The 14,563-nt window shown below is 68.7% G+C and carries 12 protein-coding genes; 5 read left to right on the top strand and 7 right to left on the bottom strand.

Annotated elements, in window-relative coordinates; all coding sequences use genetic code 11:
* Nucleotides 1-311: 311 nt before the first annotated feature.
* The 5 genes from ENSA7_RS19330 (at nucleotide 312) to ENSA7_RS19310 (ending at nucleotide 6,488) form a co-directional block, all read left to right on the top strand.
* Complete coding sequence (locus ENSA7_RS19330) at nucleotides 312-1,400, top strand: ABC transporter ATP-binding protein (protein WP_106090786.1); 1,089 nt, start codon at nucleotides 312-314, stop codon at nucleotides 1,398-1,400.
* Nucleotides 1,394-3,568 carry an extracellular solute-binding protein gene (locus tag ENSA7_RS19325; RefSeq protein ID WP_106090785.1) on the top strand — a complete coding sequence of 725 codons (2,175 nt, stop codon included), beginning with the start codon at nucleotides 1,394-1,396 and terminating at the stop codon, nucleotides 3,566-3,568. Before ENSA7_RS19330 ends, ENSA7_RS19325 begins: the two co-directional genes overlap by 7 nt.
* Nucleotides 3,568-4,431: a sugar ABC transporter permease gene (locus tag ENSA7_RS19320; RefSeq protein ID WP_106090784.1), complete on the top strand. Its 864-nt coding sequence runs from the start codon at nucleotides 3,568-3,570 to the stop codon at nucleotides 4,429-4,431. Before ENSA7_RS19325 ends, ENSA7_RS19320 begins: the two co-directional genes overlap by 1 nt.
* 88 nt (nucleotides 4,432-4,519) lie before the next feature.
* Nucleotides 4,520-5,515 carry a class I SAM-dependent methyltransferase gene (locus tag ENSA7_RS19315; RefSeq protein WP_106090783.1) on the top strand — a complete coding sequence of 332 codons (996 nt, stop codon included), beginning with the start codon at nucleotides 4,520-4,522 and terminating at the stop codon, nucleotides 5,513-5,515.
* A 13-nt stretch (nucleotides 5,516-5,528) separates the two neighbouring features.
* Nucleotides 5,529-6,488: a Rieske 2Fe-2S domain-containing protein gene (locus tag ENSA7_RS19310; RefSeq protein ID WP_106090782.1), complete on the top strand. Its 960-nt coding sequence runs from the start codon at nucleotides 5,529-5,531 to the stop codon at nucleotides 6,486-6,488.
* Here the strand turns inward: ENSA7_RS19310 and ENSA7_RS19305 are convergent.
* From ENSA7_RS19305 to ENSA7_RS19275, 7 genes are read right to left on the bottom strand one after another with little or no spacing between them, the layout of a single operon-like run.
* Nucleotides 6,485-7,471, bottom strand: a complete 987-nt coding sequence (locus tag ENSA7_RS19305) for a Rieske 2Fe-2S domain-containing protein (RefSeq protein WP_106090781.1) — start codon at nucleotides 7,469-7,471, stop codon at nucleotides 6,485-6,487. The genes ENSA7_RS19310 and ENSA7_RS19305 overlap by 4 nt on opposite strands.
* A 32-nt stretch (nucleotides 7,472-7,503) precedes the next feature.
* Nucleotides 7,504-8,034 carry a hypothetical protein gene (locus ENSA7_RS19300; protein WP_146157871.1) on the bottom strand — a complete coding sequence of 177 codons (531 nt, stop codon included), beginning with the start codon at nucleotides 8,032-8,034 and terminating at the stop codon, nucleotides 7,504-7,506.
* Between the two features lie 26 nt (nucleotides 8,035-8,060).
* On the bottom strand, nucleotides 8,061-8,906 hold the full coding sequence (locus ENSA7_RS19295) for a lysophospholipid acyltransferase family protein (RefSeq protein WP_106090779.1): 846 nt from the start codon (nucleotides 8,904-8,906) through the stop codon (nucleotides 8,061-8,063).
* A 33-nt stretch (nucleotides 8,907-8,939) separates the two neighbouring features.
* Entirely contained in the window at nucleotides 8,940-10,265 is a 1,326-nt protein-coding gene (locus ENSA7_RS19290; RefSeq protein WP_106090778.1) for an acyltransferase, read from the bottom strand.
* The gene (locus tag ENSA7_RS19285; protein ID WP_106090777.1) at nucleotides 10,262-12,451 is read right to left on the bottom strand and encodes a molybdopterin-containing oxidoreductase family protein; all 2,190 of its coding nucleotides are present in this window, start codon (nucleotides 12,449-12,451) and stop codon (nucleotides 10,262-10,264) included. Before ENSA7_RS19285 ends, ENSA7_RS19290 begins: the two co-directional genes overlap by 4 nt.
* 2 nt (nucleotides 12,452-12,453) lie before the next feature.
* Complete coding sequence (locus ENSA7_RS19280) at nucleotides 12,454-13,209, bottom strand: thioesterase II family protein (protein ID WP_106090776.1); 756 nt, start codon at nucleotides 13,207-13,209, stop codon at nucleotides 12,454-12,456.
* On the bottom strand, nucleotides 13,206-14,561 hold the full coding sequence (locus ENSA7_RS19275; RefSeq protein ID WP_181233902.1) for an ABC1 kinase family protein: 1,356 nt from the start codon (nucleotides 14,559-14,561) through the stop codon (nucleotides 13,206-13,208). The genes ENSA7_RS19280 and ENSA7_RS19275 overlap by 4 nt, the downstream gene beginning before the upstream one ends.
* Nucleotides 14,562-14,563 lie beyond the last annotated feature (2 nt).

Genomic DNA, 14,563 nt, shown 5'->3' with positions numbered 1-14,563 from the left:
TTCCTCTGCCCGCGAGTATATGCGATCAGAGCGCGCGCGGGGCATAAGATAGGGGGGCGGACTCGCGCCAAGAACTCGGCCCGTCCCGCCGAGACCAGCCGTTGTGGCGGGGTTTCCGGGCTCCGCGCGGGCGAGCACCGAGCATGTTCGCGCGTCGAGGGCTGCTGACGTGGCCGAGAGACAGCGTGAGTCGCCACCCCGACCACGATGCCACGTCGGTGATCATTTTGGGGATGGACGCGACGCGGAGGATATGTCCGCGACACCCGAGCGGCTCGAGCTTGTGGCACACTCTCCCAGCCCCCCTGCGCATGGTCAGCGTTCAAGCCAAGCAGTTGATCAAGCGCTTCGGCGAGACCACGGTTCTAGCTGGCGTGGACCTCGACATCCCGGATGGCGAGTTCGCGGTGTTGGTGGGGCCCAGCGGCTGCGGCAAGTCGACGTTGCTGCGCTTGCTGGCCGGACTCGAGCGCGTCAGCGCGGGCACGATCCAGTTCGGGGACCGCGACGTCACCACGCTCGAGCCCCGCGAGCGGGACATCGCGATGGTGTTTCAATCCTACGCTCTGTACCCGCACATGAGCGTGCGCAAGAACCTCGAGTTTGGGCTGCGCCTGCGCAAGACCGACGCCGCGACCATGACCGCGCGGGTCGAAGAGGTCGCCAAGATGCTGGACATCTCGCACCTGCTCGAGCGACTGCCCCGCGCGCTCTCGGGTGGCCAGCGCCAGCGCGTGGCCATGGGCCGGGCGATCGTCCGCAGGCCCGCGCTGTTCTTGTTCGACGAGCCGCTGTCCAACCTCGACCCGGCCCTGCGCGCGCAGGTCCGGGTCGAGATCCGCAAGCTCCACGATCAGCTCGGGGTCACGAGCGTGTATGTGACCCACGATCAGGTCGAGGCCATGACCCTCGCCGACGTGCTGTTCGTGCTCGACGGGGGCGAGGTCCAGCAGCGCGGGCGGCCGATCGACATCTACCGCGAGCCCGCCAACTGCTTCGTCGCCAAGTTCTTGGGTAGCCCGGCGATGAACCTGAGCCCGGTCGAGCTGCGCCGCGAGTCGCCCGACCAGCGGTGGTTCGCGGGCCAGTTTCCTGTCGCGACCCCGACCGCGTTCGCGGGCCTCGAGACCGGCCGCCGCGTGGTCGCGGGCGTGCGGCCTCACGATCTGGTGTTGGCGAGCGAGGGCGCGGGGGACCTCGAGCTCGACGTGGAGGTCGTCGAGACGCTCGGGCCCGAGCTCACGGTCCACGGCACGCTGCGAACACAGGCTGGTCCCGGGCAGGCCTACGTGGCTGTGCTCCCGGCCGAGCATCGGGTCACGCGGGGAGACACGCTCGCGCTGAAGCTCGAGCACCTGCACTTGTTCGACGCCGACACCAAGCGGACGCTGCGATGCTGAGGGGCGTCCGCGCGGGCTTGGCCGGCGTGGTCGCGCTGCTCGCTGTGTTGCTGACCAGCGCGATCGCCCACGCCGAGCGGCCGGTCCGACTGTGGCACGCCTACCGCGGCGCCGAGCAGCAAGCCCTCGAAGAAATCATCGCTAGCTTCGACGGCGAGGTCGAGCTGCTCGCGGTGCCGTATGACGCGTTCGCGTCCAAGCTCGAGTCGACCGTCCCGCTCGGCAAGGGGCCGCACGTGTACATCGACGCCCACGAGCGGCTCGGTGACTTCGCCGAGCGGGGGATCGTCGCTGCGGTTCCGTTCGAGCTCGAGCCCGGCGCCTACGCGAGTAAAGCCGTGGCGGCGGTCACGATCGACGGGCAGCTGCTCGCGGTCCCGCTCTCGCAGAAGTGCTTGGCGCTCTACATCAACACGGATCTGAGCACGAGCGCGCCCGCGACCCTCGAGCAGATCGCCGCGCTCGCGCCTTCGCTGCCGTCTGGCTCGTTCGCGCTCGCCTACGAGGCCCGCGGCGCCTACGCCCACGCGGCCGTGCTCGCGGCGTTCGGTGGCGCGCTGCTCGACGTCGAGACCGACGACTTTGGGTTCGAAGGTCCCGCGGCCGCGCGCTCGCTCGAGCTCGTCGCGTCGCTGATCTCGACCGGCGTGGTGCCCGAGGACGCCGACGGTGCGCTGGTCACCAACCTGTTCGCGGCCGGGCAGGCGGCGACCGCGATCAGCGGGCCGTGGCTGGCGGCTGACCTTGGCGACGCGGTCCCCTATCGCGTCACGCTGCTCCCCACGATCGACGCCACGGGCGAGCGCATGCGTCCGCTGCTGACGGTCGAGGCGGTGATGCTCTCACCCAGGGGCGCGGCCGATCCCGACGCGGTGCGCCTGGTCCAACACCTGACCAGCCCCGCGGCCGCGCAGATCCGGGCCCGGGTCGCGCGCAGCGTCAGCGCCCGCGCCGACCTGCCGGTCAGCGAGGATCCAGTGCTCGCCGCCTTCGCTGCCCAGGCCGAGCTGGCCGAGCCCACGCCCTCGACCGCGGCCATGCGCGCGGTGTGGGAGCCAGCCAACCGGGCGATCCGCAAGTTCTTGCGCGGGGACGTCAGCGCCGACGCTGCGCTGGCCGAGGCCCGTCGGCGCTTCGACGATGTCCGCCGCCCGCCGCCGCCCCCCGCAGAGCCAACCCCGGTGTTGATCCTGCTCGGGTCGCTCAGCCTGTTCGGCGCGGGCTTGTTGGTCCACCGCGCGCGGACCCGCGACGGCTTGGCGGCGATTCGCCGCTCGCTGCCAGCGTACCGCTATGTCGCGCTTGGGGTGATCGCGGTCGGCGTCCTCGTGATCCTGCCCATTTTGTTCGGGGCTGGTGCCGCGTTCTTCGCTGGCAAGCCGCACGACATGTACTACGTCGGGCTCGCCAACTTTCGCGAGATCCTGACCGCCCGCGGGGCCCCGCTGCTGTCGAGCGGATCATTTTATGTGGTGCTTGCCGTGACGGTGCTGTGGACCGTCGTCAACGTCGCGTTCCACCTGGGGATCGGCGTGGCGCTGGGCTTGGTACTGTCGCGCCCGGTCATGCGCCTGCGTGGGCTGTATCGAGTGCTGCTGATCGTGCCGTGGGCGGTCCCCAGCTACGTGACCGCCCTGGCCTGGCGCGGCATGTTCCACCGCCAGTTCGGCGCGATCACGGGGCTGATCCACGCGATCAACAATTTGCTCGGCACCAACATCGAGCCGATCGCCTGGTTCGCCCGGTTCTCGACCGCGTTCGCCGCCAATGTTGCGACCAACGTGTGGCTGGGCTTTCCGTTCATGATGGTCGTGACTTTGGGTGCGCTCGCGGCCGTGCCCAAGGACGTGCTCGAGGCCGCCGAGGTCGACGGGGCCTCGCGCTGGCAACGGCTCAGTCGCGTGACCTTGCCGATCATCGCGCCGAGCATGATCCCCGCCGTCACGCTCGGCGCGATCTGGACCTTCAACATGTTCAACGTGGTGTTCTTGGTCTCGGGCGGCGACCCCGACGGCACCACCGACATCTTGGTGTCCGAGGCCTACCGCTGGGCGTTCACCCGTGAGGCCCAGTACGGCTACGCGGCCGCCTATGCCGTGCTCATCTTCTTGCTGCTGCTGGTGACCAGCCGCGTGACCGATCGGCTGATGAATCGAGGCAAGGCGTGATGACGCGCCGCGCGGACCTGCTCGAAGCGATCGCCGCCCACGCGGTGGTGATCCTCGCGGTGTGCTTCTCGCTGTACCCGATCTTGTGGGTCGTGAGCCTGGCGTTCTCGGGCTCGACCAGCCTCGAGCCCCAGGTGCTGCCGATCCCGATCGAGCCCACCCTCGAGCCCATGCGCGAGGTCGTCGGCGCGACCCGGATCGAGCCCGACGGGTCCGAGATCTGGTTATTTGGACGCCAGCTGCTCAACTCCGTGGTGGTCTCGATCGCGACGGCCGTGGTCGGGATCAGCGTCGCGATCCCAACCGCCTACGCGTTCGCCCGCTTCGAGTTCGTGGGCCGCCGCGAGGGCATGCGCTTGCTGCTGGCCACGCAGATGTTCCCGGCCGTGGCCAGCGCGGTGCCGCTGTTCATGATCCTCGAGGCGCTCGAGCTGCTCAACACCCGTACCGGCCTGGTGCTCTGCTACGCGAGCACCTCGGTGCCATTCGCCGTATTTCAGCTGCGCAGCGCGTTCGAGGCGATCCCCATCGACCTCGAGGAGGCCGCGATGGTCGACGGCGCGACCCGGTTCGAGGCGTTCGTGCGCGTGGTGTTGCCCGTGGCCCGACCGGCGATCGCCGTGACGTTTCTGTTCGCGTTCATGACCGCGTACAACGAGTTCATCCTCGCAGCCACGCTGCTCGATGACGAGCGCGCGTTCACGCTGCCGGTCGTTCTCCAGCGCTTCATTGGGGAGTATGACGCGCGCTGGGACCTGTTCGCGGCCGGGGCGATCGTCGTCTCGCTGCCGGTCATGTTGCTGTTCTATCAAGTCCAACGGCACATGGTCGCCGGGCTCGGAGCGGGCGGGGTCAAGGGCTAGCCGTCGGGCCAGGGTTGAACGAGACGCGGCGGGCACGTAGAGTTCGCGCGACCGCGGGCTTTGCCGCCTGCGGGCTCCAGAATCCACCATGAAACTCAGGACGCTGGTCCACAAGTCAATGTTTGGAGGCCCGCCAGCGTGGCGCCGGCCGGTCTCGAAGGTCGCCTACGATCTGGTGTCCCGGGGGCTCAATCGCGCCGTTCGACGACCAGACGCGCGGTGGGCCGCCGACGCGACGCCGCTCGCAACCTCGTTCTTGAACTACGGCTACCTCGACGACGCCCTCGAGCGCGAGCCGCTCGATCTCCCGCCGGACTTCGAGCTGGCCCGCTATTCGATCAACCTCTACCGAGCCCTGCTCGCCGAGGTCGAAGTCGCTGGCAAGCGCGTGCTCGAGGTCGGCTCCGGTCGTGGCGGCGGTTCACGCTATATCGCCGAATTTCTCGACGCCGAGCACGTGACGGGTCTCGACCTCGCCCCCGCATCGGTGGATTTCGCCACCAAGACGCACGGTTCGACGCGTGTCCGGTTCGTCGAAGGCGACGCCCAGAACCTGCCGTTTGCCGACGCGTCCTTCGACGTGGTGCTCAACCTCGAGTCATCACACTGCTATCCATCATTTGACAAATTCCTGGCCGACGTCCGCCGGGTGCTGCGTCCGGGCGGCGTGTTGTGCTGGGCCGACTTTCGCCTCGACGAGGCCATGATCGACACCGAGCGCTCGTTCGCGCACGCCGGCCTCGAGCTCGTCAGCAGCAGCGACGTCGGGCCCAACGTCGTCCGATCGCTGACCGCCGTGGCCGAGCATCGGCGGTCCTCGTTCGACAAGATGCCACAGGCGCTGCGCTCGTTCTTTGGCTCGGGTCTGGCCTTGCCGGGCAGCTGGATGTTCTACGCGTTCGACGTCGGGATGATGCGCTACCCCCTGCGGGTGCTGCGGAAGCCCGCCGCGGGATCCAGCCCCGCACCCTATCCATTCGACTGGGGCGCCGCCGATCGAATCGAGGCCTCCGAAGGCAAGCTCAGTCGCCAGGCGCGGATGCTCAAAGAGTGGCTCGCGTCGCTGCGCCCCACCCACAACTAAGGAGAATTGAGCCGTGATCCCCAACGAATGGTATGCGGTCGTCGAGTCGAGCCGGGTGCGCAACCAGCCGCTCGGGCTCGAGCGCCTCGGTCAGAACATCGTGCTGTTTCGGCGGCCCTCGGGTGAGATCGCGTGCCTCCCCGATCGCTGCCCCCATCGCGGCGCCAAGCTGAGCCCGGGCCGGATCTCGCAAGGCTGCATTCAGTGCCCGTTCCACGGGTTCTTGTACGACGGCGACGGCGTCTGTCGCCACGTGCCGGCCAATGGCGCTGATCGGCCGGTCCCGAAGGGCCTGCGTCTCGATCCGTTTCCGACCCGCGAGGCGCATGGACTGATCTGGATCTGGTGGGGCGAACGACGCGACGTCTACCCAGAGGTGCCGTGGTTCCCGCAAGACGACGAGGCGTCCGCCGTCGAGGGCTCGCGCGTGTACGACTTCAACTATTCACGCTTCATCGAGAACACGATGGACGCGCACCACATCCCCTTCGTCCACGGCGCGCTGCAGTACGTCGGCAAGCTCATCGATCCGTTCGAGGCCTCGTTCGACGGTGACGTCATTCGGGTGCTCACCGGGCTCAAGCGCGATCGCGCCCAGCCGGACGAGGAGGCGATGACCTTTGACATGCGCTTCAAGTTCCCCAACGTGTTCTTCACCACCTACCTGCGGGCCGGTGAGCCCAAGCTCAGGCTCATCCAGGTCTCGACGCCGGTCGACGAGCAGCGAACCTGGCTCTACGTCCGCATGTACCAGCGCCTGTCGAGGCTGCCGATCGTCGGCCGGACCCTGTCGCGCATGATCATGCGGGTCGACGGCAAGATCGCCCAGGAGGTGCAGGACTTCGCGATCTTCCGCACCCAGACCCCCGCGAAGCCGAGCCTCGACTGCGACTACACGCTGATCGTCGCGGATCGCGGTATCTACTATTATCTCGCCGAGCGAGAGCGTCGGATCGCAGCCGCCGCAACTTAGTCAGTCGCGCGCGATTGCTGGATCGGTAGCGAGGACGCGCAATTGCGATCGTAGTAGTCACGATACGCGCGGACCGACTGATCTGGCTTGACCCACACCGGTTGGGTCACGCGGTTGATCGACTTGAGCACGTCGATGTCGGCGTACAGGTTCTTGAGGAAGTACGCGCGCATCACCTGCGCGTAGGCGACGTTGAGGGGCGTGAACAACCGGCGGGACACCAGCTTGCGCAGGACCGCGCGCCAGCCAAACCGGGTCTTGCCGGGGCGGATCGGCGTGGCGCCGAGCACCAGTGACACCAACGGGCTCGCAGGGGTTGCCCCAGCGACGCCGTGGAGCCGAGCCAGGGCCGCGCATGGCCCGGCGTACTCGACGTGGATCTGACCGTCGAACTCCGCGAACAGGACCTTCTTGGTCTCGCTCGAGCGCTGGTTGAACATGAAGTTCGGACCCTCGTTGATCAGCTCTTCGTAAAGCTGCTCGGGCAGGTCGTGGTTGTGCTCGACGTGATAGTTGTCGGCAAGGTGCTCCATGACGGTGCGGGGGTCGCCGCTGCTCTCGAAGCACTCGCCGCGCACGCCGACGTAGGCGTCCGACTCGAGCACGCCCGCGTCGAGGAACGGACGGGGCGAGCCGCGCCCGTACCAGCACCAGATGTTGCCCAGCCGCTCCACGACCTCCAAGCTGGCCTGACGGGCTCGAATCGGGATCTTCTTCACGCGCGGCGCGACGGTGCACTGGCCCGAGCACTCGTACTCCCAGGCATGGTAGGCGCAGCGAAGCCGCTCCCCGACCACCGCACCGGTGGTGCTGAGGTCCGCGCCCAAGTGACAGCAGGTCGACGCCAACAGCCCGACCTTGCCCGTGTCGGTCCTAAACAGCGCCCAGCTCTCGCCAAACAGCTCGACGGGCTTGACCTGGCCCCGGCGCAGCTCCTCACCAAAGGAGACGAAGTACCAGCTATCGGGATAGATCTCGGGCATGGGTTGGGTCCTCCTGGCTGTCGCGCACCCGCTCAGTTGGGGCGCTGGTAGACCTGGATGTGATAGTCACGACGGATCTCGTCGAGCGGCACATCGAGGTAGCGCTCGTAATCACCAATAATCCACTTGCGTCGCATGGCCCGAGCCCTGCGCGCGACCTCGATCACGCCGGGCAAGGTCGCAAACACCAAGAAGGTCATTCGCCCATATCCGACGCCGCCGACGATCTCGCCCATGAGCCGCGATCGCTGATCGGGCCGGGTCCCCTCGGCGATGAAATCGGCCACCTGCCAGTCGGTCCCAAACATGGTCCAGGTGCTCGTCAAGGCCTCTTGCTCGGGCGTGGTGTTGCAACCGAACAGCACGTGGGTGGCGTCGTGCGAGCGGAACCACTGAGCGGACGCCTCCGTCATGTCTCCAGCGTCGTAGACTCCGCCGTCCACGTGATACTCGTCCAAGCCCTCCCGCAGCGTCTGGGTCGTGTCGGTCCGTTGGTAGTCGCAGGTGATCGTGCGCATGTCGACCTGCACGTCACGTAGTGCCCGTCCGATCTTGATCAACATTGTCTTTGCCCTTGGTTATTTGCCCGTCAGTCGGTCAGTAGTTTGCGGAGGAATCCGATGTTCTCGTCGGTTGATCGACGCCGCTCGAGCCGCTCGAACTCGGCCTCGAGCGTGCCTGAGACCTGGTCGCGCAGGGCCATCATGGCGTCGCGATCGTCCACGCGGTCCTTGTACTCGGCGGTCTCGATCGGCGCGCAGATCGAGAAGTAGCAGCGCTCGGGACGAGGGATCGGCGACAGGCCGATGCCGCGAGCGAGCGGCGAGATCGGCAGCTCGTTGATGTCCACACCGTAGGCGTCGGCGACGCGGCCGAGCACGCCCATGCGCGCGAGCATGCGCATGGGCGCCATGTTGAGCATGTCGTTGGCGTCCCACATGATCGTGAACGCGTGCTCGGGGCCGAACACGGCGATCGGGGTGATCGTGCAGCCGTGCTCGACCGCGATCCTGACCCAGCCGACGTGCTCGCCCCACATCAACTTGTAGGCCTCGCCCTTGCGCTTGGCGAGCTCGCGCAGGCCACCTGGGAACGTGAACGGGCTCTCGCCAGCGTTTAGCAGGGCCTCCATGTTTGCCCGCGAGGCCGCGACCGCGCCGAGGTATTGCATGAACTTGCGCCAGCCCGGGATCTGCAGGTGAAAGTCGGCCAGCAGCCCGCGTGGACGCACCCCCGTCTCTTTGAGGATCGCCGAGCCAACCAGCATCTCGAACAATCCGTAGAGCGCATGGTTGGCGACAAACACGGTTGGCCGGTTCGGCGTGATGTGCTCGAGGCCGAGCAGCTCCGGGCTGAAGTAGGCCCGTGCTGGTGCGAGGGCGCGCCAGAACGTGTCGGCGGGAATCAACTGATCCGAGGTTGGGATGGTGACCATCTGTAAATTTCCTACCGCCGCGGCGACGCGGCGTCAATTAGAGGCCTTCGGTTGGCGAGCGCGGCCGGGAGCCAACATGAGCTGACCTTCAGTCGAGCTGAGCCATCGCGCCTGGTCTGGCGGAAGCGAGACTCGCATGTGATAGCGACCAACAGTTGGGCTCGGGGACCAGAGCACGAACCCGGGTATTGGAAAGTCGGGTCGCACGACCCAGACCGGACGGCCGGCGCCGAAGTCCACGTCGTACAGTGGGCTACCGACCTCACTGTTGAAACACACGCCGCCGCGCAGACATTGATCGGAGGTCTTGTCGCGCAGCAGCAGCCCCGTCCCTTGCTTCCAGTCGACGCAGTGCGCGGCGTGGGCCGCCTGAACGCTCTCGGAGTCGAGGCCGCGGCGGACGTCGCGAATGCTGGCCGCGACCTCGGCCACCGAGCGGTCGTGCAGCTCGGCGCGGGTCAGCCGACATACCGCGTGACCAACGGCGTTGCCGACGTAGTCGCGCGATACCAGCGGCGCGAGCCGGCTGCGCAGGTTCAACACCGAGGTGAGCTCGAGCTCGGGCCGCTGATCCGTGGCCGTGAGCGTGCGCCACACGTGCGCGCTGATCAGATCGTGGGCCAGCTTGGGCGCGCCCGCTTCGAGCACCGGGGCGAGATCCTGCTCGTCGATCTCGAACACGTGAGAGCTGACCCGGGGCAACCTGGACAGGACCCGCGCGACGAACCGGACGCTGCGCAGCTCGGCCCGGGCGAGCTGGACCCACGAGCGCGAGAGCCCGCCCGCGGCCTCGCGCTCGAACGCGATCAGGGCCCGACGGTCTTCGCACAGCGGCGGGCACGGCTCGCCGCGATGCAGCAGCGACCACGCGTGCATGAGCCGCGAGAGGGTGCCTGCGTCCGCGAGCAGGTGCGGAGCGGCGAGCCCCACGATGGTTCCGCCCCCCGCGAACACGGTGATCTGCAGTCGCAGCAGCGGCTCGCGCTCGCCGGTCACCGCGTTGGCGCGGCCCCCCGCCCACTCGCTCAGCCGCGAAGAGCCGGTGTCGTCGAGATCGAAGTGGGGCATCGCACCGGGGGCCTCGACGACCATGAGCTCGAGGCCTTGGTCGGCGCAGACGATCCGCAGACCGCCATCTCGCCCGCTGACCAGGCGCCCGGCCAGGCGCGGGAGCCGACGGATCAGCAGTCGCAGCGAGCGCCGCAGCGCCTCGGGATCGAGGGTCGCGTTCCAGGCGTAGGCGCGGCGAGTGATCTGCATGCCGTACTCCTGGTCGAACACGCTCAGCGGCACATCTTCGCCGCACACGCCTGCGTGGATCAGCTGACAGCTGGGCTTGGTCTTGAAGTGAGCGCTCATGAAACCAGCTCCTCGGCCGCCTCACAGCGACGCACGCGAATGGGGATCGCCGTCATGATCGCCTGTCCGCTGACGGGCTCGAGGTGTGACGATCCGCCGGGGATCAGGGTGTTGCTGTTGGCGCCGACCGGCGCGGCGGCGACCGCCTGCCCCGGGGCGCTGCGTGAGTGTCCCCAGCCGTGCGGCACGACCACGACGCCGCGCCGAACGTCTTCGCTGAGGCTCACGGGCAACCTCGCGGTCCCGCTCTCGCTGCGCAGCTCGGCGCGCTGGCCCTCGCACAGACCGAGGCTGGCGGCGTCGCCCGGGTGCAGCAGCGCGACGTTGCTCGGCGGGTGCTGCAGCTGCGAGTTGTTGAGCATCCACGAGTTGTGGGAGCGTCGCTCCCGGCGGCCGATGAGCAGCAGCGCCAGCTCGCCGTCTTCGACCTGGCCCTCGACCGCGATGCGCTCGCGCAGCGCCGGCTCGGCCGCGGCGAGGCGATCGAGGTCGGCGAGCAGCGGCGCGGGAGCCAGGTCCACGCGTCCGTCTTTTGTCGCCACCCGTGAGCCCAAGAAGCTGCCCGGCTCGACCTCCGGCAGCGCCAGCCCGCGCGGGTTGGCGCGAAGCTGACGCAGGCTCGTGGCCCCGAACGCCGCGAGGGCGACCGCGAGCAAGTGGTCGGGGTCGGCGCGACGGCGCGAGACCTTGCCGAGCCAGCGATTGATCTGGGGGACCGACCCACACAGGTTGCCGAGCGGCGGGCGGACGCCACAGGCGGGGAGCAGGTCGCCGAAGATCTGCCACTCTTCGCGCCGCTCGAACGCGGGAGGGACCACCGCCTCGGTGAACTGCACGTGCGCGCCGATCTGCGAGAGCATGGTTCCAAGCGGGAAGTCCGAGCGCTCGAGCATGTCGGTCGCGGGCAGCAGATAGTGGGCCCGGCTGGCGGTCTCGCTGACGAACAGATCAATGCAGACCAGGGTGTCGAGGCGCTCGAGCGCGGGGCGAAGCTGACCGCCGGGGATCGAGTGCGCGGGGTCGCCAGCGCACACGATCAGGTTGCGGATCCCGTCGCGTCGCTCGTCGATCTCCTCACTGAGGGCGCCGGCCGGCAGCGCGTCGAACACCGACCGCCAGCGACCGTCACGCGAGCGCGCAGGTCGACGACCGCGGCGTCCGGCGAACGCCAGCAGATCCAGGGCGCCGCGCGGCACCAGGCTGCCCCCGCGGCGATCGAGGTTCCCCGTCGCGAAATTGAGGACCTGCGTGATCCAGTAGGCCAGCGAGCCGAACGGGCCCATGTTCACGCCGGTCGACATGTAGACGGCCGCGCCATCGGCCTTCGCTAGATCCCGCGCGAGCGCGACGATGCTGGCCGCTGGGACGCCCGTGAGCGCGGCCGCCCGCGCGGGCGTCCACGTGACCAGGGCCGCCCGCAGCGACTCGAGGCCGTGCCCGTGACGCCGCAACAGCGCCTCGTCGGCCAGACCCTCGGCGAACAGCACGTGCGCGAGCGCCAGCAGCAGCCACGCGTCGGTGCCCGGGCGAATGAACAGGTGCTCACCGACCCGGGCCGCGGTCTCGGTCCGACGCGGGTCGATCGTCACGACCCGGCCGCCGCGCTCGACCACGCCGCGCAGGCGCGCGAGCGCGTTGGGGGCCCGCACGAAGCTCATCTGGCTGATCGCGGGGTTCGAGCCCAGACACACCAGCAGCTGGGTGTGGTCGAGGTCGGGCACCGGGTTGATCATGCCGAGCCCGTACATGTGCTCGGCGACGAACAGCTTGTTGTTGCAGTCGATCGAGTGCGAGGCGAACAGGTTGGGCGAGCCGAGCGCGGCCATGAAGTCCTGCGCGAACAGCATGGCCTTGTAGTTGAAGAAGGTCGGGTTGCCCAAGTACATGGCCACCGAGCGCGGGCCTCGGCGCCGAAGATCGCCGCCGATCCGCGCCCCGATCTCGCGCAGCGCCCGGTCCCACGAGATCCGCCGCCAGCCGGTTGGCGTCCGCCGCATCGGGTAGTTGATGCGATCGGCGGCCGCGTGAATGCCCGCGTAGCGCGTGCCCTTGACGCACGCGTATCCACGCGAGATCGGGTGCAGCTCGTCGGGCCGAATCGCGGTCACCCGGCCGCCCTCCGTCTCGACCTCGAGGCCGCACAGGGCCTCGCAGATGCGACAGAAGGTCTGAACGCGCTCGGCCATGGTCAGGGGTGCGGCCGGTCCAGCGCGGCGCCGATCCGCTCGAGCACGGCTGCCCGCTCGGGGTGGATGAAGAAGTGATCGCCGGGTAGCTCGCACAGCTCGAACGCCCCGGTCGTCAGCTCGCGCCAGCGCGCGACGTCGGTCGCGGGCGCGTGCGGATCACTGCGGCCCGCGAACGCGAGGATCGGGCAGTCGAGCGCCAGCTCGGGGGTATAGGCCCAGGTCTCGAGCATCTCGAAGTCGGCCCGCAGCGCCCCGAGCACGAAGCTCGCCATCGCCGGATCATCGAGGACCTCGCGCGGCGTGCCGCCGAGCCGCCGCAGGTACGCGACGAGCTCGACGTCGGGTCGATCGTGGAGCCGCGTCGGCTGGACCTCGTAGACGGTTGGCCCGCGCCGAGCCGAGACCACCAGCAGCTCGGGGCCGCGGCCGCCGACCCGCCGCAGCCCGCGGGCGAACTCGAAGGCCAACACCGCGCCCATGCTGTGGCCAAACAGCGCGTAGGGACGATCGAGGTGGCCGCTGAGGGCCTCGACCAGCGCGTCGACGAGCGCGGGGATCCGTCGGAACGGGGCCTCCGCGACTCGGCTCTCGCGCCCAGGCAGCTCGATCGGCCAGACCCCCACGTGCGCGGGCAAGCCCTGCGACCAGCTGCGATAGCCGAGCCCGCCGCCGCCTGCGTGGGGAAAGCACAGCAACGGCAGGCGCGCGGCGGTCATCGAGTCGGCGCGGACCCAGGCGTCCAATTGTTTGCTCATCGGCTGACCTCGGCCTGGTCTTGCATCGCGCGAAAGAACTCGACGTCCGGCACCAGGCGATTGAGCTCGACCTCGGCCTTCATGGCTCGCAGCGTGCGGAACAGCCCGACGAAGGCCCGGGTCACGAACATGACACCAGGCATGCTGCGCTTGAACGCCGGACTCAGCGCCATCGCGGCCTCGCGCATCTTGCTCAGGATCTCCTGGCACGCGCCGAAGTCGACGCGCTGCGGACCGAGCGTCAGCGCGACCCACTCGCGCGAGCACTCCAGGCGCCCGTGGATGTCGGCTCGGGTCGCGGCGTCCATGTCGGTCTCCAACAGCCCGAAGCGCTGGTACTGGGCGATGACCCCGTCGAGATCGCCGACCATGTAGGCGCGCATGCACAGGCCGAAGAAGCTCGCGACCGCGAGCGAGACCTCGTCGGTGCAGCCAAAGTCGATCAGCCCGATCCGACCGTCGGGCAGCAGCAGGTAGTTGCCCGGGTTGGGATCGGTGTGGATCCGACGCACGTGGAACATGCTGGAGAAGAACAGCTCGGCGAAGATCTGCCCGCGGCGATCGACCTCGGCCTTGCTGGGGCCCGAGGCCAGCCACTCGTCGAGGTGTTGGCCGTGGAGCAGCTCGGTCGTCAAGACCCGCCTGCTGCTGAACTCGGGCACGACCTCGGGCACCACGACCTGCTCGTGGATCGGGTTGGCGCGAAACCACTGGCCGACCTCAGCCTCGTGGCGATAGTCGAGCTCTTCGTAGAGACGCTGCTCGACCTCGGCCAGCGCTGGCTCGATGGCCTCGAACTCGGGCCGATGTGACGACAGCGGCCGGAGCCCACGGATCAGCACCCGAACCAGATCGACGTCGCTGGCGATCGACTCGTCGATGCCGGGATACTGAACCTTGACCGCGAGCTCGCGGCCGGTGCCGTGCTCGATCGCGCGATGGACCTGGCCGAGGCTGGCGGCCGCGAACGGGGTGGTCTCGAACTTGGCGAACAGCCGCTCGGGCGCCTTGCCGAGCTCGGCCTGCACGGCCCGGCGGGCGACGGCGCGGTTGAGCGGTGGAGCTTGATAGGCCGCCCGCGCGAGCTCGCGGCGCGCAGCCTCCGGCACCAGGTCCTGCTCGGTCGCGAGGAACTGCGAGATCTTGAGGGCGGTGCCGCGCAGCTGGCCCATGGCCGCGAACATGCGGCGCGCGATCTCTTCGTCGCGCTGCTGCTCGAGCGCCTGCTGGTCACCTCCGGCCAGGCCACGGACGGCGTAGCGCAGCCGCGTGAACCCAGACTCGAGCGCGACGCCGCCCACGATCTGGGCGCGCTGAAGCTTTTTTGTGGGTGGTTGATCGTATTTCGCCACGT

Origin of the sequence: Enhygromyxa salina (assembly GCF_002994635.1) — a bacterium.
GTDB lineage: Bacteria > Myxococcota_A > Polyangia > Nannocystales > Nannocystaceae > Plesiocystis > Plesiocystis salina_B.
Note: the sequence above shows the minus strand (reverse complement) of the source record. Positions and strands in the feature narration are given on the sequence as shown.

What these genes read in the sequence shown, in the direction of transcription:
- ENSA7_RS19320 (WP_106090784.1), top strand. Translation starts at nt 3,568, where the DNA reads ATGACGCGCCGCGCGGACCTGCTCGAAGCGATCGCCGCCCACGCGGTG.
- ENSA7_RS19305 (WP_106090781.1), bottom strand. Translation starts at nt 7,471, where the DNA reads ATGCCCGAGATCTATCCCGATAGCTGGTACTTCGTCTCCTTTGGTGAG.
- ENSA7_RS19285 (WP_106090777.1), bottom strand. Translation starts at nt 12,451, where the DNA reads ATGGCCGAGCGCGTTCAGACCTTCTGTCGCATCTGCGAGGCCCTGTGC.
- ENSA7_RS19300 (WP_146157871.1), bottom strand. Translation starts at nt 8,034, where the DNA reads ATGTTGATCAAGATCGGACGGGCACTACGTGACGTGCAGGTCGACATG.
- ENSA7_RS19295 (WP_106090779.1), bottom strand. Translation starts at nt 8,906, where the DNA reads ATGGTCACCATCCCAACCTCGGATCAGTTGATTCCCGCCGACACGTTC.
- ENSA7_RS19290 (WP_106090778.1), bottom strand. Translation starts at nt 10,265, where the DNA reads ATGAGCGCTCACTTCAAGACCAAGCCCAGCTGTCAGCTGATCCACGCA.
- ENSA7_RS19280 (WP_106090776.1), bottom strand. Translation starts at nt 13,209, where the DNA reads ATGAGCAAACAATTGGACGCCTGGGTCCGCGCCGACTCGATGACCGCC.
- ENSA7_RS19330 (WP_106090786.1), top strand. Translation starts at nt 312, where the DNA reads ATGGTCAGCGTTCAAGCCAAGCAGTTGATCAAGCGCTTCGGCGAGACC.
- ENSA7_RS19315 (WP_106090783.1), top strand. Translation starts at nt 4,520, where the DNA reads ATGAAACTCAGGACGCTGGTCCACAAGTCAATGTTTGGAGGCCCGCCA.
- ENSA7_RS19325 (WP_106090785.1), top strand. Translation starts at nt 1,394, where the DNA reads ATGCTGAGGGGCGTCCGCGCGGGCTTGGCCGGCGTGGTCGCGCTGCTC.